Source organism: Enterococcus sp. DIV0358, from assembly GCF_051713465.1.
GTDB classification, from domain to species: Bacteria; Bacillota; Bacilli; order Lactobacillales; family Enterococcaceae; genus Enterococcus; species Enterococcus faecalis.
This window is the reverse complement of record NZ_JBIOPX010000001.1, coordinates 122243-147615: the sequence shown is the minus strand read 5'-3', so window position 1 is coordinate 147615 and position 25373 is coordinate 122243. Positions and strand designations below refer to the sequence as shown.

26 protein-coding genes and 2 pseudogenes are annotated in these 25373 nt (G+C 39.9%); 6 read left to right on the top strand and 22 right to left on the bottom strand.

Translation table 11 applies throughout. From position 1 onward, the window contains the following. The first annotated feature begins 191 nt into the window (after positions 1-191). Complete coding sequence (locus tag IGK70_RS00660) at positions 192-1130, top strand: iron-hydroxamate ABC transporter substrate-binding protein (RefSeq protein WP_438775147.1); 939 nt, start codon at positions 192-194, stop codon at positions 1128-1130. 38 nt (positions 1131-1168) lie between these two features. Here the strand turns inward: IGK70_RS00660 and deoD are convergent, their stop codons facing one another. The 18 genes and pseudogenes from deoD to IGK70_RS00570 form a co-directional block, all read right to left on the bottom strand. Then, positions 1169-1876: a purine-nucleoside phosphorylase gene (deoD, locus tag IGK70_RS00655; RefSeq protein ID WP_002359338.1), complete on the bottom strand. Its 708-nt coding sequence runs from the start codon at positions 1874-1876 to the stop codon at positions 1169-1171. An 18-nt stretch (positions 1877-1894) separates the two neighbouring features. After that, complete coding sequence (locus IGK70_RS00650; RefSeq protein ID WP_002356180.1) at positions 1895-2713, bottom strand: purine-nucleoside phosphorylase; 819 nt, start codon at positions 2711-2713, stop codon at positions 1895-1897. 16 nt (positions 2714-2729) lie between these two features. Further along, on the bottom strand, positions 2730-3896 hold the full coding sequence (deoB, locus tag IGK70_RS00645) for a phosphopentomutase (protein WP_002356179.1): 1167 nt from the start codon (positions 3894-3896) through the stop codon (positions 2730-2732). 305 nt (positions 3897-4201) lie between these two features. Then, positions 4202-4459, bottom strand: coding sequence for a hypothetical protein (locus IGK70_RS00640; RefSeq protein WP_224798854.1), 258 nt, complete (start codon positions 4457-4459; stop codon positions 4202-4204). Positions 4460-4472: 13 nt separating this feature from the next. After that, a complete protein-coding gene (locus tag IGK70_RS00635) occupies positions 4473-4787 on the bottom strand; it encodes a hypothetical protein (RefSeq protein WP_104855890.1) in 315 nt (104 codons plus the stop codon). 8 nt (positions 4788-4795) lie between these two features. Next, positions 4796-6034: pseudogene (locus tag IGK70_RS00630) on the bottom strand (lipase). Then, positions 6034-6432: a hypothetical protein gene (locus IGK70_RS00625; protein WP_104855889.1), complete on the bottom strand. Its 399-nt coding sequence runs from the start codon at positions 6430-6432 to the stop codon at positions 6034-6036. Before IGK70_RS00625 ends, IGK70_RS00630 begins: the two are co-directional and overlap by 1 nt. A 72-nt stretch (positions 6433-6504) precedes the next feature. Beyond that, a pseudogene (locus IGK70_RS00620) lies at positions 6505-6687 on the bottom strand (lipase); the annotation flags it as partial. Further along, positions 6684-7082, bottom strand: a complete 399-nt coding sequence (locus IGK70_RS00615; protein WP_104855887.1) for a hypothetical protein — start codon at positions 7080-7082, stop codon at positions 6684-6686. The gene IGK70_RS00615 and the pseudogene IGK70_RS00620, both read right to left, overlap by 4 nt. A gap of 206 nt (positions 7083-7288) precedes the next feature. Continuing rightward, a complete protein-coding gene (locus tag IGK70_RS00610) occupies positions 7289-8242 on the bottom strand; it encodes an ABC transporter permease (protein ID WP_002356172.1) in 954 nt (317 codons plus the stop codon). Continuing rightward, positions 8242-9375: an ABC transporter permease gene (locus tag IGK70_RS00605; RefSeq protein WP_002356171.1), complete on the bottom strand. Its 1134-nt coding sequence runs from the start codon at positions 9373-9375 to the stop codon at positions 8242-8244. The genes IGK70_RS00610 and IGK70_RS00605 overlap by 1 nt, the downstream gene beginning before the upstream one ends. Beyond that, positions 9368-10936 (bottom strand): ABC transporter ATP-binding protein, encoded by a 1569-nt coding sequence (locus IGK70_RS00600; protein ID WP_002381361.1) that lies wholly within the window; start codon positions 10934-10936, stop codon positions 9368-9370. Before IGK70_RS00600 ends, IGK70_RS00605 begins: the two co-directional genes overlap by 8 nt. Positions 10937-11141: 205 nt before the next feature. Continuing rightward, a complete protein-coding gene (locus IGK70_RS00595; RefSeq protein ID WP_002356169.1) occupies positions 11142-12227 on the bottom strand; it encodes a BMP family lipoprotein in 1086 nt (361 codons plus the stop codon). Positions 12228-12280: 53 nt separating this feature from the next. Further along, on the bottom strand, positions 12281-13354 hold the full coding sequence (locus tag IGK70_RS00590) for a BMP family lipoprotein (protein WP_002356168.1): 1074 nt from the start codon (positions 13352-13354) through the stop codon (positions 12281-12283). 95 nt (positions 13355-13449) lie between these two features. Beyond that, positions 13450-13914: a cytidine deaminase gene (locus tag IGK70_RS00585; protein WP_002387503.1), complete on the bottom strand. Its 465-nt coding sequence runs from the start codon at positions 13912-13914 to the stop codon at positions 13450-13452. Further along, positions 13883-14545 carry a deoxyribose-phosphate aldolase gene (deoC, locus tag IGK70_RS00580; RefSeq protein ID WP_104855886.1) on the bottom strand — a complete coding sequence of 221 codons (663 nt, stop codon included), beginning with the start codon at positions 14543-14545 and terminating at the stop codon, positions 13883-13885. The genes IGK70_RS00585 and deoC overlap by 32 nt, the downstream gene beginning before the upstream one ends. Before the next feature lie 27 nt (positions 14546-14572). After that, positions 14573-15874, bottom strand: coding sequence for a pyrimidine-nucleoside phosphorylase (locus IGK70_RS00575; protein ID WP_002356165.1), 1302 nt, complete (start codon positions 15872-15874; stop codon positions 14573-14575). A gap of 140 nt (positions 15875-16014) precedes the next feature. Then, positions 16015-17022, bottom strand: a complete 1008-nt coding sequence (locus IGK70_RS00570) for a substrate-binding domain-containing protein (protein ID WP_104855884.1) — start codon at positions 17020-17022, stop codon at positions 16015-16017. Between the two features lie 141 nt (positions 17023-17163). Here IGK70_RS00570 and add point away from each other — a divergent pair, with 141 nt between their 5' ends. Further along, on the top strand, positions 17164-18195 hold the full coding sequence (add, locus tag IGK70_RS00565) for an adenosine deaminase (RefSeq protein WP_002394590.1): 1032 nt from the start codon (positions 17164-17166) through the stop codon (positions 18193-18195). Between the two features lie 32 nt (positions 18196-18227). Here add and IGK70_RS00560 read toward each other — a convergent pair whose 3' ends face one another. Next, positions 18228-18836, bottom strand: a complete 609-nt coding sequence (locus IGK70_RS00560; protein WP_002356162.1) for a class I SAM-dependent methyltransferase — start codon at positions 18834-18836, stop codon at positions 18228-18230. A 14-nt stretch (positions 18837-18850) separates the two neighbouring features. Beyond that, entirely contained in the window at positions 18851-19438 is a 588-nt protein-coding gene (locus tag IGK70_RS00555) for an SGNH/GDSL hydrolase family protein (protein ID WP_002383835.1), read from the bottom strand. Positions 19439-19592: 154 nt separating this feature from the next. Here IGK70_RS00555 and coaA point away from each other — a divergent pair, with 154 nt between their 5' ends. The 4 genes from coaA to IGK70_RS00535 all read left to right on the top strand — a co-directional run bounded on the left by coaA (position 19593) and on the right by IGK70_RS00535 (position 23539). Further along, positions 19593-20516: a type I pantothenate kinase gene (gene coaA / locus IGK70_RS00550; RefSeq protein WP_002356160.1), complete on the top strand. Its 924-nt coding sequence runs from the start codon at positions 19593-19595 to the stop codon at positions 20514-20516. Positions 20517-20827: 311 nt separating this feature from the next. Beyond that, complete coding sequence (gene guaA, locus IGK70_RS00545; RefSeq protein ID WP_002356158.1) at positions 20828-22390, top strand: glutamine-hydrolyzing GMP synthase; 1563 nt, start codon at positions 20828-20830, stop codon at positions 22388-22390. A 111-nt stretch (positions 22391-22501) separates the two neighbouring features. Beyond that, positions 22502-22843, top strand: coding sequence for a hypothetical protein (locus IGK70_RS00540; protein ID WP_025191068.1), 342 nt, complete (start codon positions 22502-22504; stop codon positions 22841-22843). A gap of 150 nt (positions 22844-22993) precedes the next feature. Continuing rightward, a complete protein-coding gene (locus IGK70_RS00535) occupies positions 22994-23539 on the top strand; it encodes an ATP:cob(I)alamin adenosyltransferase (RefSeq protein WP_002383833.1) in 546 nt (181 codons plus the stop codon). A 48-nt stretch (positions 23540-23587) separates the two neighbouring features. On the opposite strand, the gene IGK70_RS00530 is transcribed toward IGK70_RS00535, so the two are convergent. Beyond that, positions 23588-24376, bottom strand: coding sequence for a PhzF family phenazine biosynthesis protein (locus IGK70_RS00530; protein WP_010827086.1), 789 nt, complete (start codon positions 24374-24376; stop codon positions 23588-23590). Position 24377: 1 nt separating this feature from the next. Further along, positions 24378-25343, bottom strand: a complete 966-nt coding sequence (locus IGK70_RS00525; protein ID WP_010827085.1) for an ornithine cyclodeaminase family protein — start codon at positions 25341-25343, stop codon at positions 24378-24380. Positions 25344-25373: the final 30 nt, after the last annotated feature.

Sequence of the window (25373 nt, the reverse complement as noted above, 5' to 3'; positions counted from 1 at the left end):
GAATCGTTCTCACTCATTGTTCCTTGATTATAAAAGACCCTTCCTTAAAAAGCAATGTTTCTTCCAATCAAAAAAACGAATTATCTAAAAAATGCAACTTATTTGCTCAAAAAAGCAAGCGATGATTGACAAACGGTCGTTTTTAACTGATAATGAGAATCGTTATCAACTAAAAATAAAGGAGTTACACAATGAAACTTTTAAAAAAGACGGTCCTAATTGGTACCACCCTTCTTCTTGGTTCATTCTTACTCGCAGCTTGTGGTAATACGAATAAAGAAGCCAACAACGCTGACAAAACACATGAAGTAACAGATACCTTAGGCAATAAAGTAACCGTCCCCGCGAAACCCAAACGGATTATTGCGAGTTATTTAGAAGATTATCTAGTTGCATTAGGAGAAAAACCAGTGGCACAATGGACAGTTGGACAAGGCAGCATTCAAGATTATTTAGCGAAAGAATTGAAAGATGTCCCCACTATTTCCTATGACTTACCATATGAAGCGGTTCTAAAATTTGAACCTGACTTATTATTAATCAGTTCATCTGCTCTAGTTGAAGGCGGTAAATACAAAGAATACAGTAAAATTGCGCCAACTTATGTAGTCAAAAACGGCGAAAATGTCACCTGGCGTGATCAATTGGAAGATATTGCCACTGTTTTAGATAAAAAAGAACAAGCGAAAAAAGTGTTAGAAGATTATGATACCTTAACCAAAGGCGTCCAAGAAGACCTTGGCAAAAAAGATGCTGGCAAATCTGCGGCAGTCTTATGGGTAACCAACAACCAAGTCTTTATGGTTAGCGATAATCGCTCAAGCGGAACCGTGCTCTATCAGGACTTAGGCCTCCAAGTTCCAAAATTAGTGGAAGAAATTTCTAAAAATGCTACTGCGGATTGGAATCAAGTTTCTTTAGAAAAATTAGCTGAGCTTGACGCAGACCATATTTTCCTTGTAAATAGCGATGAATCAGCACCTCTTTTCCAAGAAGCAATTTGGAAGAACTTACCTGCTGTGAAAAATAACCAAGTTCATACCTATGATAAAAAAAGTAGTTGGTTATACAACGGACCTATTGCGAATACCAAAATTGTTGAAGATGTAAAAAAAGCGCTCTTAAATTAAAAAAATGCTTGGATGAAAACAATCATCCAAGCATTTTTTTAATTAGCAATTGCCGTTTCTAAACCAACTTCAATCATTTCATTAAACGTCGTTTGGCGTTCTTCTGCCGTTGTTTCTTCGCCTGTCACCAAGCTATCACTCACCGTCATAATCGCCAATGCTTCTACATCAAATTTTGCTGCTAAATAATATAACATTGCCGCTTCCATTTCAATCGCTAATACCCCGTATCGACCTAAACGAAAGACATCATCTAAGCTATCTTTGTAAAAAACATCATCTGACAATACGTTACCAACATGGGTAGTAAAGCCTTTTGCTTTAGCAATTTCGTAAGATTTGAGTAAAAGATCAAAGCTCGCAATTTGTGGAAAATCATATTTAGGAAAATCATTGCGAATCGCGGAAGAAGGCGTCGCTGCTGCTTGTGCGATAACTAATTCACGAACGTTGACTTTTTCTGAAATAGAACCACACGTACCAACACGAATTAACTTCTTCACATCGTAAGAGTTGATTAACTCATGGGCATAAATACCTGCTGAAGGCATCCCCATCCCTGTTCCTTGAACCGAAACACGCTGTCCCTTATACGTTCCTGTGTAACCTAACATCCCACGAACTTGATTATAGCAGACAGGATTCTCTAAAAAAGTTTCCGCAATATATTTTGCTCGGAGGGGATCCCCTGGTAGTAAAATTTTATCGGCAATTTCACCTGGTTTTGCTTCGATATGCACACTCATTCTGGTTTACTCCTTTTTTTATAAAGCTGCTAGTGTTGCTTTCACTAACTCTTTGAATTGTCCTTTAACGCGTTCAGTTGTTTCAACTACTTCTGCATGATTTAAGCTACTTTGCATACCAGCTGCTAAATTCGTAATACAAGAGATGCCTAGTACTTTCATGCCACTATGCACAGCTACAATGACCTCCGAAACAGTTGACATGCCAACTGCATCCGCACCCATCGTCCGTGACATCCGAATTTCTGCAGGCGTTTCATATGTCGGGCCAGAAAAGCCCATATACACGCCTTCTTTTAAATCAATATTTTGTTCCGCAGCCACTTTTTTTGCCACTTCCCGATATTCTTGCGTGTAAGCATGACTCATATCTGGAAAACGCGGCCCGATTTCTTCATCATTTTCACCAATTAACGGATTATCGCCTGTAAAATTAATGTGGTCATTGATTAACATCAAATTTCCCGGTGTATATGTTTCATTTACGCCACCAGCTGCGTTGGTTACAATCATTGAATGAATGCCTAAAGCAGCCATCACACGAACGGGATAAGTGACCGTTTGCATCGAATGTCCTTCATAATAATGAAAACGTCCTTGCATCGCCAAAACTTTTTTTCCAGAAAGCGTTCCGTAAACTAATTGTCCAGCATGTCCAACGACTGTTGAAACAGAAAAATGGGGAATTTCAGAGAAAGGAATAGCAATCGCATCGGTTATTTCATTAGCTAATTCACCTAACCCTGAACCTAAGATTAGACCGAAGTCTGCTTGTTGCACCCCTTTTTCTTTCAAAAACTCAGTTGTTTCGTTTAAATGATTCGTTAACGTTGTCATGTGTTGCCTCCTCGAATTATTGTAATTGATTTAAAAAGCTTTGACCGTTTTCCGTTGCAGGAACTTCAAAGTTTTCAGCAATCGTTGCTGAAATATCTGAATAAAATCCTTGTGGCAAGCTGCCTTGTTTTGTCATTTTTTTACTATAAGCCAATAAAGGCACATATTCACGTGTGTGGTCTGTTCCTGGGAAAGTTGGGTCATTCCCGTGATCTGCTGTAATTAAAAGCAAATCATCTTCGGCCATAGCTGCCATAATCTCTGGCAAACGACCATCAAAATCTTCGATGGCTTTTGCATAGCCCTTCACATCACGACGGTGGCCATACAGCGCATCGAAATCCACTAAGTTAGTAAAACTTAAGCCTGTGAAATCTTTGTTCATGACCGTTAATAATTGATCCACCCCATCCATATTGCTCTTCGTGCGGATAGCTTCAGTAATTCCTTGTCCATTAAAGATGTCGTTAATTTTCCCAACAGCGATCACATCATTGCCGTTTTCTTTTAACGAATCTAAAACAGTATGGCCAAAAGGATCTAGAGCATAGTCATGACGGTTACTGGTTCGAGTGAAATTACCTGGTTCACCAACATACGGGCGAGCGATAATCCGACCAATCATATAAGGTTCGTCTTTCGTAATGTCACGAACATATTGACAAATTTTATACAATTCTTCTAATGGAATAATGTCTTCATGCGCCGCAATTTGTAAAACAGGGTCCGCTGAAGTATAAACGATTAAATCCCCTGTTTTCATTTGATGTTCGCCGTAATCATCAATGACTGCTGTCCCGCTATATGGTTTGTTACAAACAACTTTTCGCCCAGAAAAATCTTCAATTTGTTTCAGTAATTCTTCAGGAAAGCCGTTTGGGAATACTCGAAAAGGTTTTTTGATGTTCAAGCCCATAATTTCCCAGTGACCGGTCATAGTATCTTTTCCAACAGAAATTTCTTCTAATTTGGTGGCATAGCCATCGTGGTCTGCCACTGCTTTGACACCTGTTAAAGGAGCAATAGTTCCCAATCCAAGTTTTTCTAAATGAGGAATGGTTAGTCCCGCTTCTTTGGCAATATGACCCAGTGTATCACTGCCGACATCTCCAAATTTTTCAGCATCTGGTGCTTCACCAATACCGACTGAATCTAGTACGATTAAATGAACACGTTTAAACACACTTGCTTCCTCCTCTAAGGTCGTAAATACGTCAAGAATGACAATTATTTTACGCTAGCCTTTTAAATAGTCTCGAGAATCAAACAGAATAATCTATTTATTCTCAGCTCTTCAATTATACCATGAATCCGCTATTATTGCGTGTTTAAGACTGGCTTATATTTTAGAAAAAGCAACTTTTTCTAAAATATAAAGAAATAATTACACTAAAAAAGCCCCAGGCTGTTCCCTAGAGCATTGCTGAGATTCCTTCAATTTTCTTCTTAAAAATGAACGCATAAAATCCTTTTGTCATTGTAATATTCCTACAAGAACTGCTTCAAACTAATTGTTTGTCTTTGAAAGGCTTCTTTTACTTTGTTACCAAACTGTCCTTTAAGAGCCGTTCCTAGTTGTTGCTGCCTTGTCCCAAAACTTGTTGCTGCTTCGACGACTAGCTTGCGATGCCTTTGATTTGCCTGATTCTTCTCCTGAGCAACCCGTTGTTGCATTGCTACTCCTACAGAACGAACATTGGCTTTATCTGCACTTCTAGCTAACTCCTTTAACAACCGTTGAATCATTTCTTCCACTAAATTACCTCTTTTCATTGCTTCGTTTTTGATACTCACTTCGATAAGTTTGTTCTAAATTCTCTATTTTATGGTTTATTTTTCGTCGTTCTAACTGGATAGTTTCTTGAAACTGTTCAACCATCATTGAATGGTCTCTTTTGGCTCGATGTAAAGGTTCTCCGTCTAACGCCAAACTGTTTAAGGCACTTCTTAAACGCTGTTCAGTTTCCATTACCATTTGTTCTCCTCGCAACTGAGTCCGTCGTAACTCATCACCCTGTTCCTCTAAACCTTGTCGTTCTTTGCGATACTTTGTTTGTAATTCATCCAATGTCATCTTTACTCCTATCTAAATTGACTTGCCAGTTCGCTATCGCGGGTAACTATTTCAGCGAGTTTGGCAGTGATTTCTCGTTCTAAAGCATCAAAGGCTGCGCTTTTTTCTTTGGCTTGTTGGATACGTAGTTCATGGGTTTCTTTCGGTTGAAACACTTGACTTTGCTTGGTGACACCCACACTAGCTAAAGCTTCCATAATCTCCGCTTCAGTTAGCGTCTGAACAGCGTTTCTAGCTGAATGAAGGCCTGTTTCCCAATTTCTCTCTAAATTTCGAATAGCTTCCTGATGAACGCGAATCACTCGCTCCATCGCCTCTTTTGCATTACGAGCCGCCAGTTTAACCACCGCTCGGGCTTGAGCATCCTCTAAATAAATTTGTTGACTACTTGATAAACCGCCACCATTTTTCAGTAACTTTTTCTTTAAAACTTATAAGTTGGCTAACTCACTGGAAAAAGCTGTCATGGCTTTTCGCTCTTGTCTTTGAAGGCTCGCTTCTAAATTGTGTTCATTCTCAGGAATTACCAAATAACCATCTGCATCAAAGCGCCAATTGGCTAAATCATGAGATTTTAAAGGATTCTGCAGCCTCATTTGCAAAGCAACTTTGATTTCTGCACCAGTGCCATTGCCCATTAAATTGCCTACAAAATCCGCCTGATTGCGGTAATTGGTTAACCAGCCAGGATTTGCAGCAACCCACTTTTTAGCAGCTGGTGTTAACACCTCATACGGGTCCGGCCCATTAAAACCGACATTTTTCCATTGATTTTCCGCGGCAATATACAACGCTAAATATTCCCCTAAAGAATGTCCGGTAGTAGAAAAAGTGGCCTCGCTGTATTCTTGTTTGACTGCCTCAGCAAAAGCCACCGCCGAACTCAGTTGCCCAGCCAAACGTTGCAGACTCCGTGCATTGGAAAAACCAGGAGATGCCGTTTTGTCCCAAAAACCACCAATCGTGCGCAAGTCCGTTTCCACATCTTTCCAATCACCAGGATTGGTGCCAGCATAACTAATCACAATTTGCGACAAATCAGGAACCCCTTGCTTATCTAAAGGAGCCACAGCCATCGCTTGCATCCCATCCGTCTGAGAATTCTCTTGGATTTTGAGGATTTGGAATTTTAAATTTCCAAATTTACGTATTCTTCCTTCTTTAATACTCGGTGTATATCTTTTATGCTTAGGGTCTAGCCAATAAACTCTATCACTTAATTGATTATAGTCTTGGTCAGTTATCATTAAATCAACTCCTCCTGCCCATTAGTGTATGTTACTTTTACTGAAGTAGTTGTGACTCCTTCTTTTTGTACCGCTTCATCTTCTACTCCATAATCTCCCAATTCATTCCTCTCTTTCCAAAATCCATAATCAAATTTTACAGAGTCGTTATTCTTATTAAACATTGTCACATACATTCCATAAGACCCTGTCATTTCGTTTTTTCCTGCTTCATGGAATTTGACTTCCTTAATATCCGCAAAGGTATTTTTCAGTACTTTCACTGATTGTTTCTCTACTGCTAGTAAATCTTGTTCTTTTTGTTCTGCCCGTTTGTCCATAAATACTTTCCCTCCAATGCCAATTAGGATGATTCCTAAAATCAATAAAATACCTACTCTAATTCCTTTTTTATTCATAGCTCCTCCTTTTATTTATTCATAGTTAATTGCTTAACCTATGTATCTTCATCTGATATTTATGTTTGACACAACAGCCATCGCTTGCATCCCATCCGTCTGAGAATTCTCTTGGATTTTGAGAATTTGGAATTCAGTACCACCAAGGTTATGAACAACATTCTCTTTTAGTGTAGGAGAATATTTCTTATCTTTTGGATCCAACCAATAAACAGCACCACTTATTTTATTATAACTTTTGTCTGTTATATTCAAATTAACATCTCCTGCCCATTAGAAAATATCACTTTAACAACATTTTTGGTTATTCCTTTTTTCTGAACTTCTCTGTCGACCACTCCATAATCATCAAGTTCTTTACTATCCTTTACAAACCCATAATCAAAATAAGCAGTGCTACCAGTATTACTTCTCACCGTCACAACAATCCTGTACGACCCTGTCATTTCATTTTTAGCCGAACGCTCAAATTTGACTTCTGCTATATCCGCAAAGGTATTTTTCAGCACTTTAACAGATTGTTTTTCCACTGCTAGTAAATCTTGTTCTTTTTGTTCTGCCCGTTTGTCCATAAATACTTTTCCTCCAATGCCAATTAGGATGATTCCTAAAATCAATAAAATACCCATTCTAATTCCTTTTTTATTCATGACTCCTCCTTTCTTTATTTAGAATCGAGACTTTGATAGCGTTTTACTTTTTTAGTTTAACATAGCAAAAAGAAATGAATTTTCAATTTCTTGTACTTCACTAGAAAAAATTGAGAAAATAAGTACTAGGAAAAGCTCTCTCGCTAAAGTTGTTTGAAGAACAATCAAAAAAACTGCCCGTTATTTTACAACGGACAGTTTTAAATCTATTTCGTTTTGACGTAATTTTTCCCGTTCGCTTTTGGTCCCGATGATTTTCCGAAGAACACAACTAGGACTAAAATGGTCAATACGTATGGTGCTGCTTGTAGATAAACTTTTGGAATTTCTGAAATAATTGGTAGGTTTTCCCCAGCAATACTTAAGTTTTGTGCAAAGCCAAAGAATAAGGCTGCGCCCATTGCCCCAAGTGGATTCCATTTACCAAAGATCATTGCGGCCATTGAAATAAACCCTTGTCCTGCAATTGTGGTAATCCCAAAACGACCCGCAATACTTTGAGCAAAGACAGCTCCGCCCATACCGCCTAAGAAGCCGGATAGCAAGACGCCAGAATAACGCATTAAGTAGACATTAATTCCCAATGTATCTGCCGCTTGTGGATGTTCCCCCACAGAACGTAACCGTAAGCCAAAACGTGTTTTATAAATGACAAACCAAGCTAAAATCGCAATCAAAATTGCTACGAAAGCTGGCAAAGAGGTTTTTGCAAAGAATAGTTCACCAATTACTGGAATTTTTGACAATCCTGGGAAAGAAAAATAGCCAAATGATTGTGTAATCATATCTGTTTGTCCTTTTTGATAAATAACTTTTACTAGGAAAACCCCTAGCGCCGGTGCCATCAAGTTAATGACAGTACCACTGATAATATGATCTGCTCGTAAGTTAATAGTTGCAACGGCATGTAAGAGAGAAAAGACAATCCCGACAACGCCTCCTACTAAACAAGCAATCCATGGTGTCGCCGCGCCAAATGTATCAGCAAACGTCAAGTTAAAAACGACCGAACTGAAAGCGCCCATTACCATAATACCTTCCAAACCAACGTTAACCACACCACTTCGTTCTGAGAACGTTCCGCCTAATGCTGTCAAGATGAGCGGAGTTGCATACACTAATGTTTGCGTGATGATTGAGGAAATTGTTGCTAAATCCATTAGATGTCTCCCCCCTCTTGATTGTTTTTGTCTGGCGCCGCTTCAATTGTTTCTACAATCGCTACTTCTTTTTTACTACCAGACGCTTTTGCTAACAAGAAACGAATTAAATAACTAATTCCCACAAAGAAAATAATCGCTGCAATAACAACATCAACTAATTCTGTTGGTACACCAGCTATCAACGGCATTCCTTGTCCACCAAGTTTTAACATTCCAAACAGTAATGCGGAAAGTAAAATCCCGATTGAGCTACCTGCTCCTAATAGAGACACGGCCATACCATCGAACCCAATGCTCAACGATGTATTTTGAATAAAGAAGTTTTGGAAAGTCCCCAATCCTTGGACCGCACCACCTAAACCAGCCAGCGTTCCTGAAATCATCATAGATAAAATAATTGTTCGCTTGCTGCTCATTCCAGCATATTCAGAAGCAAATGGGTTTAACCCCACCGACCGAATTTCAAAACCAAGCGTTGTTTTTTTCATCAAGAACCACACAAGAATAAGGAAAATGAAGGCCAAGAAAATGCCGATGTTCAAACGAGAGCCATCACTGATACTTGTTAAAAACGGTGAGCGTAATGATGCATTCGCACCAATCATTTTGGTAATCCCTTTATTCGCCATAATACTTGGTTTCATGACATTATTAGCAATATGATTTCCTGTGTATAATAAAATATAATTCAACATAATCGTAACAATAACTTCACTCGTCCCAAAATAGGCACGCAAGAAACCTGGGATGGCTGCTGCTAAAGCTCCTGCAACTGCCCCAACAATAATCGCCACCGGCAACGCAATCATCCGGGGTGCATCAGGCATGGATAAAGCGACCCAAATACTAGCCACCCAACCACATAAGGCTTGTCCAGAAAGCCCGATATTAAAGAATCCAGCCGAATTTGCCACCGAGAATCCTAAAGCGGTAAAAATCAACGGTGCTGCGGTGACAAAAATCTCACCAATACTTTTCTTTCCTTGGAAAGCTGTTTCAAACATCGCTTGATACCCAGCCACTGGGTCATAGCCAAAGATAACCATAATAATTGCCCCTAAGAGGAAACCCATAATAACAGATAACACAGGGACTAAAATATTTCTTATTTTTTCAGAACGATTATTCAACAGTTTCACCTGCCTCTACTTTTGATAACTCAGCACGGGCTTCTTCCAATGAGTAGCCAGCCATTAACAAGCCCAATTCATTTTCTGTCGTTTCTTTCGGATCAACAATTCCGACAATTTCCCCCGCATGAATAACAGCGATACGATCAGAAACGTTCAAAATTTCGTCTAATTCAAAACTTACTAATAAAACAGCTTTATTTTTATCTCTTTGTTCAATTAGTCGACGATGAATGTATTCAATAGCTCCGACATCTAAACCGCGTGTTGGTTGAGAAACAATCAACAAATCTGGATCGCGGTCAACTTCTCGGGCAATAATTGCTTTTTGCTGATTCCCACCTGAAAGCGCCCGAGCTGGTACTAATTCATTAGGAGTCCGTACATCATATTCTTCAATTAATTCACGGGCATGTTTGTTAATCATTCGATAGTTTAAAATACCTGTTGAACTGTATGGTTTTTGGTAATACGTTTGTAGGCCAATATTTTCAGCCAATGTCATCTCTAATACCAAGCCATATTTATGTCGGTCTTCAGGAACGTGGGCGACACCCATTTCCGTAATTTCCCGAGGTTTGCGATTAGTAATCTCTTTTTCATTCAAATGAATGGACCCGTTTTCGACTTTGGTTAATCCTGCTAAGGCTTGGATTAATTCTGTTTGTCCATTGCCATCAATCCCCGCAATTCCAACAACTTCCCCTGCTCGGACATCTAAGCTAAGATTTTTCACTGCATCTAAGCCGCGGCTTTCTTTCACTACTAAATCTTTAATTGATAAAATTGTTTCTTTCGGTTGCGCTGGTTTTTTCTCTGTTTTGAAAGAAACAGAACGGCCCACCATCATATCGGCTAACTGTTGCGAAGAAACGTCTTTCACATTGACGGTGCCAATACTTTGCCCCCGGCGAATGACCGTACAACGGTCCGCCACTTTTTTAATTTCATCTAACTTATGTGTAATTAAAATAATCGATTTGCCTTCATCGGTTAGTTCTTTCAAAATAATCATTAATTCATCAATTTCTTGTGGCGTTAATACTGCGGTTGGTTCGTCAAAAATTAAAACGTTCGCCCCGCGATATAAGGTCTTTAAAATTTCAACCCGTTGTTGCATACCCACAGAAATATCGCGAATATAGGCATTGGGATTTACATCCAACCCGTATTGCTTAGACACTTCTTCAATCTCTTTTTTCGCTTTTTTCCGGTCTAAAATACCGCCATGGGTAGGTTCACTACCTAAGATAATATTTTCAGTCACAGTAAAGGCTTCAACTAACATAAAATGCTGATGGACCATTCCGATTCCTAAACGATTGGCTGCAGTAGGACTTGTAATGTTGACTTTTTCGCCATTCATATAAATCTCACCTGAGGTCGGTTCCAATAGCCCTGATAAGATATTCATCAAGGTCGACTTGCCTGCACCATTTTCACCTAGCAGTGCGTGGATTTCACCAGGTTTTACTTGTAAATCAATTTGGTCGTTGGCTTTGAACGTCCCAAATTCTTTGGTGATTTTACGCATCTCAATTACGTTTTCTTCTTGAGACAAGGTCTATTCACTTCCTAACAAAATTATATTGGCAATACTTTAGAGGGTAATTTTGACCCTTAACTAAGTAGTTGAAGAACCTCAACTATTTAGTTAAAAATCCAAACATCATAAAGGGTTTCCTTGGCAGCCGTCGCTGCCAAGGACCACTTCATTTTTAGAAGGAACAATAATGAGCCCTTCTTTTTTCATTTAGGAGCTTAAATTATTCTGGTTTTTCTGGGACTTTTACGTCACCTGAGATTACTTTATCTTTTGCTGTTTTAACAGCTTCTTTTGTTTTGTCGTTTAAATAGCCGTCTGTTAAGTCAACGCCACCATCTTTTAATCCATAAACTAAATGTTCGCCACCAGGGAATTTGTCTTCTAACGCACGGTTGGCAATATCTTGAACCGCTGTGCCGACACCTTTAAGCGTTGAAGTTAACGTGAAGTTGTCTTCTTTGCCGTCTTTTGTTTTGTACTTGCCATCAGCATCTTGATCGCGGTCAACACCGATTACCCAAACTTTGTCGCCAGAACCTGATTCATTCAAGTCTTTTGCTTCTTGGAAGACCCCTTGTCCAGTCGCACCAGAAGCATGGAAGATGATATCAACGCCATTTTGGTACATTGCAGCAGCTAAAGCTTTCCCTTTGGCAGGATCAGCAAATGAAGCCGCATATTTTGTATCAACAGTAATTTCTTTACCTAATTCTTTCGCAGCATCAGCCACACCTTTTTCAAAACCAGCTTGGAAACGGTCAATTACGACCCCTTCTTCACCACCAACAAAACCGACTTTGTTCGTTTTTGTTTCGTTTGCAGCAGCAACACCGGCTAAGTAAGCTGCTTCATTATCTCTAAATGTTGCAGAAACGACATTCTTTTTGCCATCGATTTGATCATCGATTAAAACAAAGTTTGTATCAGGGTTGGCATCTGCTGCAGAAGAAATTGCATCTTTTAGCAAGTAGCCAATACCAAAGATTGTGTTGAATTTACTTGATACCGCTTGGTCAATATTTGTTGTATAGTCAGCTGCATCATTCGATTGAATATATGCATACCCTTTTGAACCTTCTGGTAAATCATGTTCTTTACCCCAAGCTTGCAATCCTTCCCAAGAAGATTGGTTGAACGACTTGTCATCCACGCCACCTGTATCTGTAATGATTACAGCACTATGCGCTGCATCCCCTTTGCCACCGCCGCTTTCAGCGGTTTTGCCTTTGCCACCACCACATGCTGCAAGTGAAACTGATAAACCTAATGCAATCAAACTAAAACCGAATAATTTTGCTTTTTTCATTTCTGTAAAGCCTCCTAAAAATAGTTTAATGTATTTAAACAACTAAGTTGTTTCTAAGGTTGGTCTGGGACTTTTACGTCACCAGAGATGATTTGTTCTTTGGCTTCTTTAACTGCCGTTTTGGCTTGATCGCTTAGGGCTTCTGTTGTTAAATCAACACCGCCATCTTTCAATCCATAAGTTAAATGTTCGCCGCCAGGGAATTTATCTTCTAATGCAAGATCAGAGATTTTTTTCACAGCAATATTTACCCCTTTAATGGTTGAAGCTAACGTTAAGTTATCATCCTTGCCATCTTTGGTTGTATATTTACCGTCTTCGTTTTGGTCACGGTCAACACCAATCACCCAAACTTTATCTTTTGAACCTGTTTCATTTAGCGCTTTGGCTTCTTGGAAGATTCCTTGTCCTGTAGTCGCCGCTGCGTGATAAATAATGTCGGCACCTGCTTGATACATAGAAGAAGCTAAGGCCCGTCCTTTTGAAGCGTCTGCAAATGTCCCTGCATAAGTAGACGTAATTTGAATATCTTTGCCTAATTTTTTGCCAGCGTCTGCTACACCTTTTTCAAAACCAGCTTGGAAACGGCCAATAACAGGTCCTTCAACCCCGCCGATAAATCCTACTTTGTTGGTTTTCGTAGTGTTAGCTGCTGCCACACCTGCTAAATACGCAGATTCATTATCTCTAAATGTTGCAGAAGCGACGTTGTTTTTCCCATTAACTGTATCGTCGATTAGAACGAAATTCGTTTCTGGGTTGGCGTCCGCTGCATCTACTACTGCATTTTTTAGTAAATAGCCAATGCCAAAAATCGTTTTAAATTGACTTGAAATGGCTTGGTCAATGTTTGATGTATAATCAGATGCTTCATTTGATTGAATATACGCATACCCTTGAGGTCCTTCTGGAAGTTTGTGCTCTTTGCCCCACTCTTGCATTCCTTCCCACGCAGATTGGTTAAAAGATTTGTCATCAATGCCGGCTGTATCTGTGACCATTACGACACTATGTTGTGGATCACCTTTTGTGTTGGCGTTCTTTTTGCTATTGCCACCACATGCAGCTAACCCAATGGTTAAGGCAACTGCCGCCAATCCTAGACCTAAAAATTTTGCTTGTTTCACTTTCCGAAAAGCCCCCTACTATTTTATCTATTATTTCATTCGCATTTATGCTATTGAAATCTACTTTGAGCCCAACGAAACCTTATGTCCTTTTTTTAAAAATCTTTATCTGTAAATGAATAGGGCAATAATGCCTCAACTGTCATTGTTTTAGTCGCGCCATCTTTACCAACTAGCGTGACTGGCATTTGTGGATCAAAGAATTCAGCCATTACTTGACGACAAGCGCCACATGGAGAAATGGGTGCCTCTGTATTACCTGCTACAACTAAATGTTGGAAGGTCCGTTCATCTTCTGAAATGGCTTTAAAAATCGCCGTTCTTTCTGCACAATTTGTTAAACCAAAGGAGGCATTTTCAATGTTGACTCCTTGATACATTTTCCCGTCTGCAGTCACTAAGCAAGCGCCCACAGGAAAGTTAGAATACGGTACATAGGCGTGTGCCAATGCTTCTACGGCACAATCAAGCCATTCTTGTTTTACTGTCATCTTTTTCGCCACACCTTCGTTTAATTTGAAATACGAATTAATACCCTTCGCCAGTTGCGCCAGAAACAATTGCTACACCCGTACTTGCACCGATGCGTGTTGCCCCCGCTTCAATCATTGCTAACGCTTCTTCTGCATTATGCACGCCACCAGAAGCCTTAACGCCCATGTCAGGACCAACTGTCTCACGCATTAAACGAATGTCTGCTACTTTAGCGCCGCCTGTTGAGAAGCCAGTAGATGTTTTAACGAAATCGGCACCTGCTTCTTTGGCTAACTCACAAGCTTTAACTTTTTCTTCGTCTGTTAATAATGCTGTTTCAATAATCACTTTGACTAACGCTTTTCCTTTGGCTGCATCTACTACGCCTTGAATGTCTTGACGTACGTGATCGTATTGTTGTGATTTTAATGCACCAATATTAATCACCATATCCACTTCATTCGCACCATTTTTAATCGCATCAGCTGCTTCGTATGCTTTAACTTCTGGCGTATTTGCCCCCAAAGGAAAGCCAATAACGGTACACACAGCGACGTCGGTATCAGCTAATTGCTCGCTAGCAAAAGTGACCCAACAAGGATTGATACATACAGAGAAAAAGTTGTACTCCTTAGCTTCGTCAATAATTTTTTGGACAGCGGCTTCTGTCGCTTCTGGTTTCAAAATAGTGTGGTCAATCATGCGGTTTAATTCCATGATGAGAATTCCTCTTTTCTTTTTGTTTTATTCCGTAATAATATCGTGAATCAAAATAGGCTCTTCGCCGGTTGGTCCAATTTCAATGTTTTTATAAAGCAATTGTTCAACTTCTGTCACGTCTTCACGATTGGCGTAAATGGTCAATAATGATTCGCCTTTTTCAACTGGGCTCCCCACTTTTTTGTGAAGTTTCAAGCCAACTGCAAAATCAATCGTATCTTCTTTCGTAGCACGACCAGCGCCCAGCAACATTGCGGCAACGCCAATTTCATTGGCAACGATTTTTTGTACCACGCCTGTTTCTTTGGCAGGTAAATCAAATTGATAAGTCGCGGTTAATAATTTTTCTGGCTGGTCAACAACGGAACTGTCGCCGCCTTGATTTTCAATCATTTCTTTAAATTTTGCGAGCGCTCGACCGCTTGTTAAAGCTTCTTCCAATAAAGCCCGTGCTTCGTCTAACGTCTCGGCTTTTTTAGCTAAAACGACCATCTGACTTCCTAAGACATAGCACATCTCCACTAAATCTTCTGGTCCATTTCCTTGCAAGGTCTCGATTGCTTCAACGATTTCTAAACTGTTTCCGATGGCCTCCCCTAAAGGTTGTGACATGTCTGAAATTACTGCCATCGTTTGGCGATTTGCCAGTTTCCCAATGCGAACCATTGTTTCTGCTAATCGACGAGCACTTGCTAGGTCTTTCATAAAGGCCCCTTCACCAGTAGTCACGTCTAAGACAATCGCATCTGCCCCTGCGGCAATTTTTTTACTCATAATGGAACTTGCAATTAATGGAATTGAGTCAACAGTGGCGGTCACATCACGTAACGCATAAAGTTTTTTGTCTGCTGGTGCTAGATCACCTGACTGACCAATTACTGCCACTTTTGTATCGTTGACCAATTGAATAAAACGCTCTTCTGTCAATTCAACTTTAAAACCAGGAATCGCTTCTAATTTATCCAACGTACCGCCCGTGTAGCCTAAGCCACGACCAGACATTTTTGCTACATTGACCCCGACACTAGCAACTAACGGCGCTAAAATAAGCGTCGTAGTGTCGCCTACGCCACCTGTAGAATGCTTGTCGACTTTGATTCCTTCTATAGATGAAAGATCCACAATTTCGCCTGAATGGACCATCGCTAACGTCATTTGTGTAATTTCTTCGTCTGTCATATCTTGGTAAAAAACAGCCATTAAAAAGGCACTTACCTGATAATCTGGAATTGAACCATCTGTGTATCCGTTGATAATAAATTGAATTTCTTCGCTTGTTAGTTGATGCCCGTCACGTTTCTTTTCAATAATGTCTACCATTCTCATGAATTCGTTCCCTCCGATTTCCCGATAATGTATTATACAACAAAATCGTTCAGCTTTAAACCATTTAGTAAACCAGTTTACTATTATTTTTTTCTCGTGAAAACGCAAACAACACGAACATTCTATTTCTAAGCTGTTTTTTAAATCGGTTTTGTGCTTTTTCTAGCAATAAACGTCGCATCAAAAACTTTATTTGGAACTTTCCCTGTTGGATCTGCAATAGCTTCCACCAAAAATTTTGCTGCATAATAGCCAATATCAAAACTCGGCTGATAGACGGTTGTTAAACTCGGCACCAAATATTCGGAAATTTCCAAGCCATCAAAACCAACCACCGAAATATCGTCAGGAATTTTTTTGCCCGCTTCTTCAATGGCTTGATAAGCTCCCATCGCCATTTCATCATTGCCACAAAAAATTGCTGTGATTTCTTCATTTTTCAAAACTTCTTTCGCCGCAGCATAGCCGCCATGCAAGTTCAATTCCCCAGCACAAACATAATGCGGACGAAAAGGTAAATTGTTGTCCTGTAACGCATGCTGATACGCCATCACTCGTTCCGTCAAACGATAATAGCCGGCACTTTCACGCAACATGCCAATATGCTGATGCCCTTGTTGAATCAAATGATGGACCGCTTGATAAGCACCTTCGTACTCTTTAACGATTAATCGTCCACTATCTCGTGGATTAATCCCACGATCGACAAGAATGACAGGAATCGGATGTTCTCGTCGGTCTTTTAAAATATGATTTTCTGGCAAAACATTCGGCGTGGCAAAAATAATGCCATCCACCGACCGATGAATCAACTCGCTAACATATTGCATCGCTTGCTCGGAATCATGCTTTGAATTGCATAACAAAATCATGTAGCCTAACGAATTTAAATATGTTTCCACACCTTCAATCACTTTTGAGAAAAAGAAATCCGTCACATCTGGCACAATCATACCAATGGTTTTGGAATGACGGTTGATTACATTCGAAGCAAAATAATCTGGTTTGTAATGATTTTCAGCGACTACCGCCAACACCTTGTTGCGGGTTTTTTCACTGAAACGACTCCCTTTATTATTCAGAATTTGTGAGACGGTTGTGACAGAAACACCAGCCATATCAGCAATTTCTTTAATCGTTAGTTTCATCGCGCCCCTCCCAACGTCTCCTTTTGCATTGACAGACATTTGTAGACGTGTTACAGTCTTCAAAATACTTATCGAATCTTTTACATTTTAACAAAAAAAAGACAAAAGAAATAGACTAAAAAGATTAAAAAACAAAAGAAAATGGAGGCTATTTTTTTCATGGAAGAATCCCGTGTCCGTCAATTACCAAAAATCGAGCTGCACTGTCACTTAGATGGGTCGATTCGACCAACAACTTTACGCACCATTGCTGAAAAACAAAACATTCCATTACCCCAAGACGAACAAGCCTTGAAAGAGTTAGTGGTTGCCCCTGAAAAATGCACCGATTTGAATGATTATTTAACTCGGTTTGACTTTGTGCTAACCTGTCTACAAACGGCCGAAGCTTTGCAAGCAGCGGCGTATGACGTGATTAGCCAAGCTGCCGAAGATGGCGTGGCTTACATAGAGGTGCGTTTTGCGCCTTCGCAACATACAGAAAAAGGCTTACGGTTACCTGAAATCGTGACCGCTGTTTTAACTGGCTTAAAACAAGGCGAAGAAGATTTTGGTGTAAAAAGCAATGCACTGTTATGCGGCATGCGGCATGACCAACAACAAGCCATAGAAAAAATCGTTCACTTAGCGCATGATTTCAGAGAGACAGGCGTTGTCGGCTTTGATTTAGCTGGCAATGAAGTCGATTTCCCTCCATACACATTTGAAGACGTATTAGCTTTAGCCAACCAATTGTCAATTCCATTAACACTCCACGCTGGGGAATGCGGCTGTGGCAAAAATGTCGCTGATGCTGTCACTTTAGGTGCCACTCGGATTGGGCACGGTATTGCTTTGAAAGATACACCCGAATATTTGGGGCTCTTAAAAGAAAAAAAGGTTCTTTTAGAAATGTGTCCAACTAGCAACTTCCAAACAGGCACCGTCAAAACATTGGCTGAATACCCTTTTCAACAATTTATAGAGGCTGGCTTAGCCGTCTGCATCAATACCGATAATCGCACTGTTTCAGATACTACGTTAACGAAAGAATTCATGAAATTGGCCACTTGGTATCAATTAAGTTATGACGAAATGAAGCAACTCACTAAAAATGCGCTTGCAGGTGCTTTTTTATCGCCAGACGAAAAAAAACTGTTGAACCAAAAAATTGATCAAGCATATCTATTCTAAAAAAGAACCTCCACTAAAGTGGCGGTTCTTTTTTACTCTGCTTCTTTAACACTTCGTAAAATATAATAGCCTTTGTCTTTTGTCACAATTTCAACATTGCCAAATACTTCAGCCATTTTCTTTTCTGCACTAGGTGCACCTTGTTTCTTTTGAATAACCACCGTTAGTGTGCCACCAACTTTCAACAACGGAAAAGCCCCTGTTAAAATGCCATGGACAACTTTTTTGCCTGCACGAATGGGCGGATTGCTAACAATCGCCGCGTAGGTCGTTTCGTTTAAGGTTTCATACACATTGGAAGAATGGATATCCACAGTAGTAATTTGGTTGCGTTGGGCGTTCATTTGAGCTAGCCCAACTGCCCGTTGGTTGACATCCACCATTTCCACCAGTCGACCAGTCGCCGCTGCTAAGGACAACCCAATTGGTCCATAGCCACAACCAACATCTAACAAACGGCCTGCTGGTAAATTTTCCCATTCAAAGGCATCAATCAACACACGAGAACCATAATCCACTGTTCCTCTTGAGAAGACCCCGCTATCGGTCGTAAACTGAAAGGTCCGACCACGTAATGGAAAAGACCAGCTTTCTAAATCATGTGCTAATTCTGGATTTTCTGTATAATAATGATTCGCCATTTTGTTCTTCCTATCTATGCTTGTTTTGGTTTTAGTCTACCTTTTATTTCTCGAACAATCAAGGCACCTAATAATTCATAGCCCACTTGTGAAAAATGCAAACCATCCGCTTGTAAAAATTCATCCGTTCCAGGATAAACAGTCATCGCTTTATACAAATCAATAACTGGCAAGTTATGTGCCGCTCCGACTTCTTGTGCAACCTTGACCAATTCCTTGATACGCGTTTGTGGACGTTCTGGACGTCTGCCACTATCCGCATATGGTGGTGTAATTAAAATCACCTTTTCTGAACCAATTTCGTGAATCATTGTTTCAAGGTTTTCTCTAAACGTGGCTACTGTTATATTTCGATCCAGTGACGCATCATTGGCGCCAAAGAAAATCACCACCTCATCAGGTTTCTCAATTAGTACTTCTTTATTTAATCGTTTTAAACCATCCTCTGTTGTATCGCCAGGCATTCCAGCATTAATAACGGCCACTTCTTCTAGACCCATCGCAGCAATATCCCGTTTCACTAAGTCAACAAGAACAGGTGAGACGGCTTCCTCTAAATAACCAGCAGTAATGCTATCACCAAATAATACAATTTTTCTCATGGCTTTTCCCCTCTTTTCTAACAGTTTTCTCTTTTCATGATACCATTTTCATCATAAATTGGCGAAGAAGGGAATTCTTTTGTAAAATCCTGTGTTTCCCTTGTGAAATTATGGTAAAATGTACAAAGATTGAACAGGGTTTGGTGGAGGAACAATGGACGATAAAATGAATTACTACCCAATTTCCAGAGAAGAATGGCATGGGTTTTATCATGACGGCAAAGCACCGTTAACCGAAGCAGAATTGGATAACATTAAAAGTGTGAACGACCAAATTTCACTAAAAGATGTACAAGAAATTTATGTACCCTTAACGCATCTTATTCATTTGTACATGAAAGAATTTGAATCGCTAACACTTAGCAAAGGATTATTCCTACATGAATATGTCTCTGTACCACCATTCATCATTGGAATTGCCGGCAGTGTCGCCGTTGGTAAAAGCACCACCGCTCGTCTTTTGCAAAGAATTCTGGCCCGAACGTTTAAACGAAGAAACGTTCAACTCATTACAACGGATGGATTTTTGTATCCCAATAAAGTGTTAGAAGAACAGGGAATTATGGACCGAAAAGGGTTTCCTGAAAGTTATGACATGGAGAAGCTAATTAATTTCTTAAACGAAGTCAAAAGCGGCAAAGACGAAATTAAAGCACCCGTCTATTCTCACAGTGTCTACGATGTTATCGAAGGCGAATATGAGTTGATTCAACAACCAGATATTTTGATTGTTGAAGGCATTAACACCTTACAGTTACCCGCCAATCAACAAATTTATGTGAGTGATTTTTTTGATTTTTCTATTTTTGTAGATGCCGATCCAGCCTTAATTGAAAAATGGTACCTAGAACGTTTTGGGGCCTTATTAGATACGGCTTTCTTAGATCCTAATAATTATTATTACCAATATGCAATTGGCAAACGAGAAGATGCTTTCGCCATGGCACGGAATGTTTGGAAAACCGTGAACTTGCCGAACTTGGAGGAATATATCTTGCCAACGCGCGGACGTGCGGACATTATTTTGCATAAAACGGAAAATCATTTGATTGACCAAATCTATCTACGTAAATATTAAGGGTTGACGAGCTAAGAAATATCCTGTATCTTTTGTAGAAATATCCTTGAAAATTTTCAGCAGAATGCATGACTTTCAAGGAGTAAAATGTTTTAATAAGTATAGCTAGACAAAGAAGAGTACGGAACAAAAGTGAACCACTTTTTAACCGCCTGATTCTCGGCTGTTTAAAAGTAGCCCCTGCGGAATTAAGCCAAAATTTTCTAAAAATCGTAAAACAATTTTTGAAAATCCTTTCTTAATTCTTGGTGCTGACCACTTTTTAACCGCCTTTTCTTTAGATAAATTTAAATGGATAAGGGGTAATAGACGTGACTAACGTTGCCGATTTGACATCTGTCGAAAAAATTATTGTTTTAGACTTTGGTAGTCAGTTTAACCAATTGATTACTCGTCGTATTCGTGAATTTGGCGTATTCTCTGAGTTATTAAGCCACCGAACTACGGCAGAAGAAATTCGCAAAATCGCGCCTAAAGGAATCATCTTCTCAGGTGGACCAAACAGCGTGTATGACAAAGATGCTTTTAGCATTGATCCAGAAATTTATGAGTTAGGAATTCCCATTCTTGGCATCTGCTACGGTATGCAATTAATGACTCATAACTTAGGCGGAAAAGTAGAACCTGCCGCAAACCGTGAATACGGAAAAGCAGAATTAGAAATCCTTGGTGATGCGACATTATTCCAAGGAACACCTGCGAAACAAACCGTTTGGATGAGCCACGGTGATTTAGTAACAGAAATCGCTCCTGGATTCGAAAAAGTTGGGACAAGCAACGATTGTCCAATCGCTTCTATCGAAGATGCCAACCGCAAATTCTACGGCGTACAATTTCACCCAGAAGTTCGGCATTCAGAATATGGTAACGACTTATTACGTCACTTTGCTTTTGATGTTTGTGGCTGTACTGGTGACTGGAGCATGGAAAACTTCATCGATATGGAAGTCGCTAAAATCCGTGAACAAGTAGGCGATAAAAAAGTCTTACTTGGTTTATCAGGTGGCGTTGACTCAAGTGTTGTCGGCGTGCTTTTACAAAAAGCCATTGGCGACCAATTAACTTGTATCTTCGTTGACCATGGATTATTACGTAAAGGTGAAGCAGAACAAGTAATGGAAAGTTTAGGCGGTAAATTTGGCTTAAACATTATTAAAGTAGATGCAAAAGAACGCTTCTTAAGCAAATTAGCAGGCGTTTCTGACCCTGAACAAAAACGTAAAATCATCGGTAACGAATTTGTGTATGTTTTTGATGACGAAGCAACTAAACTTGCTGGGGAAGAAGGCGTTTCATTCCTAGCACAAGGAACTCTTTACACAGACGTCATCGAATCTGGTACAGAAACTGCGCAAACAATTAAATCACATCACAACGTTGGTGGTCTTCCTGAAGACATGCAATTTGAATTAATTGAACCTTTAAATACATTATTCAAAGACGAAGTTCGTGCCTTAGGAACTGAACTTGGCATGCCTGATGCAATCGTTTGGCGCCAACCATTCCCAGGACCAGGATTAGGTATTCGTGTGCTTGGTGAAATTACAGAAGATAAATTACAAATCGTTCGTGATTCAGATGCTATCCTACGTGAAGAAATCGCAGCAGCTGGCTTAGATCGTGACATTTGGCAGTACTTTACTGTCTTACCTGGCATCCGCTCAGTAGGCGTTATGGGCGATGGCCGTACCTACGATTACACAGTCGGTATCCGTGCTGTGACTTCTATCGACGGCATGACCGCTGACTTTGCCCGTATCCCTTGGGATGTTTTACAAAAAATCTCTGTGCGCATCGTGAACGAAGTTGCACATGTAAACCGTATCGTGTACGATATTACTTCAAAACCACCTGCAACTGTGGAGTGGGAATAACAATCAACCCGCTAGAAAACCTATTTTATAGGTGTTTCTAGCGGGTTTTCTTTTGTGTTATCACACTTTGCTCCACCGCCCTCAAAGTCCTATAATTTAATCATAAGAATAGTGGCTATTAATAAAATTCATCAATTAAAAAGAAGCGATTTCAACATGTCAAAAAAAACTTTTCTTAAGTATGGTTTTGTTGTCCTCTTCATAGGAATTTTTTTACTTCGTGCCCAAAAATTTATTTCTGAGCCCCTTTCGTACCTTTTTTCGGGTATTCTTTTGCTTATTGTTGCGTATTTAATACTCGTGAAAAAAATGAACTTTTTCTCAAGTTTGCTCACAGTTACCGACCAGCCTTCTTCTACCCAACAACGATTAGGTCAACTTTCTGGTCTTGTCAGTTTATTGCTTGGTTTACTTCTGGTAATTCTTAGCTTCATTTTCTTTCTCCAACCTTGATTCCCCCTTGACTCTCCCTTCACTCTTGGCTATGATTACCTTAGCAAGTACAATGGTGTACTGTGAACAGTCGAGCAACGGCGCTCAAAAAGATTGGCTTTCGTGCATTCTTTTTGAGGGCTTTTTATTTTTAGAAAGTAGGGAAATTGAATGGAAAAAATGTACCGCAGTCCGTATGAAGCGTACCCGTATCTATCTTCTAAACCAGAAGATTTACGATGTGATTTTGAATTAATGACTGATGAATTGGCCTCGATGACAGGTCTTCTACGAGGATATGTGCAACAATTAGACGTCCCTGAACAGCCTGCACTAACAGAAGAACTAGCCAAAATTTGCGAGTTAATCTACCATGTCAATCCAACGACCCGAACAAAATTAACAGTCACAGAGGAAGAAATAGCCTGGCTTTTGGAACGTGTCAATACTATGAATGAACTGACATACGAAGAAAATCGTCCTTTTGTTTTACCGATGGGCACAATCTGTTCCTCTTATGCACACATTTTAAGAGCCAAAGCCAAAGATATTGTTCGTTTACTTTATCGCATGGACTATGGTGGTAAAAAAATTGATCCGCAGCTGTATGATGTAGTCAACTTACTCTCAGGTTACTTTTTCATGTTAGCTTTGTATCTAAATCAGCTCGAAAATGGTGAAGAAGTGCCCTTTGTTTCTCGCAACTATTCTATTTAAAAAGTACACCGACCGCTAACGACGAATTGCTAGCGGTCGGTGTACTTTTTATACAGGTAAGTACGCTTCCCCTTTTGCAAATAGTTTAGCAGTACCACCAATAATGACTCGATCTTCTTTCACTTCACAAGTTAAAAATCCGCCTCTTGGGGACACTTGATAGGCCGAAAGGGTCATTTGATTGAGCCGTTTTCCCCAATAAGGAATTAAATTGGCGTGCGCAGAACCACAAACTGGATCTTCGTTAATTCTTAGTTTCGGGAAAAAAGTTCGTGAAACAAAATCCACCGAGTCTCCTGATGCCGTTACAATGACTCCTACTCCTAAATCCAATGCTTTTAATGCAGAAAAATCTGGTGTGATTTTTGCCACTGTCTCTTCGTCTTTTAAGACAAAAAATAAATCGCGACCCAAATAAGCTTCATAAATTTTCGTGCCTAAAGCGGCTTCATACTCTGGCAAAATTGGAATCCTTTCCGGTAGGATATAAGGAAAATCTAGATAATAGTATTCCTCTTTTTTGGTCACTGCGAGCGGTCCACTTTGACTAGTAAAATGAAGCGTTTCTTCCGCAACGGAATAATAGTTAAATAACACAAAAGCCGTCGCTAATGTAGCATGTCCACAGAGATCGATTTCTCGTTCCGGCGTAAACCAGCGTAGGGCGTAACTTTGTCCCTCCTTGACCGTAAAAGCAGTCTCTGACAAATTATTTTCAATCGCAATGTTTTGCATCACCGCTTCTGGCAACCACTTTTCCAAAACATAAACAGCGGCGGGATTGCCTTTAAAAACTTCCTCCGCAAAAGCATCGACAATATAATAGTGATAACTCATTTTAATTCTCTCCTTGTATTTTTTGATAAATGTATTCCGCGCAACACAAATCCTCAACTGCTAAGCCAACCGCATCAAAAATCGTACGGCCTTTCTGCTCCGCCTTTAGTTTAACTTTGCCAGTCACTAATTCGCCGAGAGAACCTACAATTTTTTCAGCTGAAAAGGCACCTTCTGAAATCGGAATTAAAAGATCCCCGCTTTCTTTTAATGCAGCCGCGTACTCATCTACAAACACTTGACTGTTTTTAACAAGGTCGCTTGTTAATTCTCTGGAAGTCGGCGTGAATGTACCAATTGCATTAATATGGGCATTCGGCAAAACGTCTTTTTCTTCTAAAAATGCGTCCTGACTGGAAGTTAGTGTACAGATAATTTCTGCTTCCTGGACGGCTTCTTGGACAGAAGAACAACCAATAAAGGTACATGCGGGGTAATTGTGCTGTTGCTTAGCGATTAATTTTCGTGCACGTTCTGCTGTTCGGTCATATATAAAAACCTTTTCAATCGCCCGAACGCTTTGTAGCGCTGCGAGATGAGATGAAGCTTGTTGACCTGCACCAATCAAAGCGATACTTTTTGCCTTTGGAGCTGCTAAATAATCGGTTGCCAAAGCAGAAACAGCTGCTGTGCGAAGCCACGTAATCGCATTGGCGTCCATCATCGCGACTGGTCTTCCAGTAGAACTATCAAACAATAAAATTTGACCAAGATGCGAGGCCAAATTTTTTTGTGGATTTTCTGGAAAAGCTGTAATGATTTTTGCCCCAAAAAAGCGATTTTTTCCTAAGTAAGCAGGCATTAATGCAAAAAGATTCTGATTTTCCCCATCTGGTAAAACCTCTACATGGCGCTCACTTTGCGAAATTTTTCCTTTTTGCAACTCTGCAAAGCAACGTTTCATCACTTGAATTGCTTCGGAAAACGACAATTGTTGAATAACCCTCTCATAAGAAATAATGTCCATCTGAATTCCTCCCTTTGCGCTATCATAAAC

Bases quoted from the DNA above. Each gene is read 5' to 3' on its own strand.
- IGK70_RS00660 (WP_438775147.1), top strand. From the start codon at position 192: ATGAAACTTTTAAAAAAGACGGTCCTAATTGGTACCACCCTTCTTCTT.
- deoD (WP_002359338.1), bottom strand. From the start codon at position 1,876: ATGAGTGTGCATATCGAAGCAAAACCAGGTGAAATTGCCGATAAAATT.
- IGK70_RS00650 (WP_002356180.1), bottom strand. From the start codon at position 2,713: ATGACAACGTTAACGAATCATTTAAACGAAACAACTGAGTTTTTGAAA.
- IGK70_RS00640 (WP_224798854.1), bottom strand. From the start codon at position 4,459: ATGATTCAACGGTTGTTAAAGGAGTTAGCTAGAAGTGCAGATAAAGCC.
- IGK70_RS00635 (WP_104855890.1), bottom strand. From the start codon at position 4,787: ATGACATTGGATGAATTACAAACAAAGTATCGCAAAGAACGACAAGGT.
- IGK70_RS00625 (WP_104855889.1), bottom strand. From the start codon at position 6,432: ATGAATAAAAAAGGAATTAGAGTAGGTATTTTATTGATTTTAGGAATC.
- IGK70_RS00615 (WP_104855887.1), bottom strand. From the start codon at position 7,082: ATGAATAAAAAAGGAATTAGAATGGGTATTTTATTGATTTTAGGAATC.
- IGK70_RS00610 (WP_002356172.1), bottom strand. From the start codon at position 8,242: ATGGATTTAGCAACAATTTCCTCAATCATCACGCAAACATTAGTGTAT.
- IGK70_RS00595 (WP_002356169.1), bottom strand. From the start codon at position 12,227: ATGAAAAAAGCAAAATTATTCGGTTTTAGTTTGATTGCATTAGGTTTA.
- deoC (WP_104855886.1), bottom strand. From the start codon at position 14,545: ATGGAATTAAACCGCATGATTGACCACACTATTTTGAAACCAGAAGCG.
- IGK70_RS00575 (WP_002356165.1), bottom strand. From the start codon at position 15,874: ATGAGAATGGTAGACATTATTGAAAAGAAACGTGACGGGCATCAACTA.
- IGK70_RS00570 (WP_104855884.1), bottom strand. From the start codon at position 17,022: ATGAAACTAACGATTAAAGAAATTGCTGATATGGCTGGTGTTTCTGTC.
- add (WP_002394590.1), top strand. From the start codon at position 17,164: ATGGAGGCTATTTTTTTCATGGAAGAATCCCGTGTCCGTCAATTACCA.
- IGK70_RS00560 (WP_002356162.1), bottom strand. From the start codon at position 18,836: ATGGCGAATCATTATTATACAGAAAATCCAGAATTAGCACATGATTTA.
- IGK70_RS00555 (WP_002383835.1), bottom strand. From the start codon at position 19,438: ATGAGAAAAATTGTATTATTTGGTGATAGCATTACTGCTGGTTATTTA.
- coaA (WP_002356160.1), top strand. From the start codon at position 19,593: ATGGACGATAAAATGAATTACTACCCAATTTCCAGAGAAGAATGGCAT.
- IGK70_RS00535 (WP_002383833.1), top strand. From the start codon at position 22,994: ATGGAAAAAATGTACCGCAGTCCGTATGAAGCGTACCCGTATCTATCT.
- IGK70_RS00530 (WP_010827086.1), bottom strand. From the start codon at position 24,376: ATGAGTTATCACTATTATATTGTCGATGCTTTTGCGGAGGAAGTTTTT.
- IGK70_RS00525 (WP_010827085.1), bottom strand. From the start codon at position 25,343: ATGGACATTATTTCTTATGAGAGGGTTATTCAACAATTGTCGTTTTCC.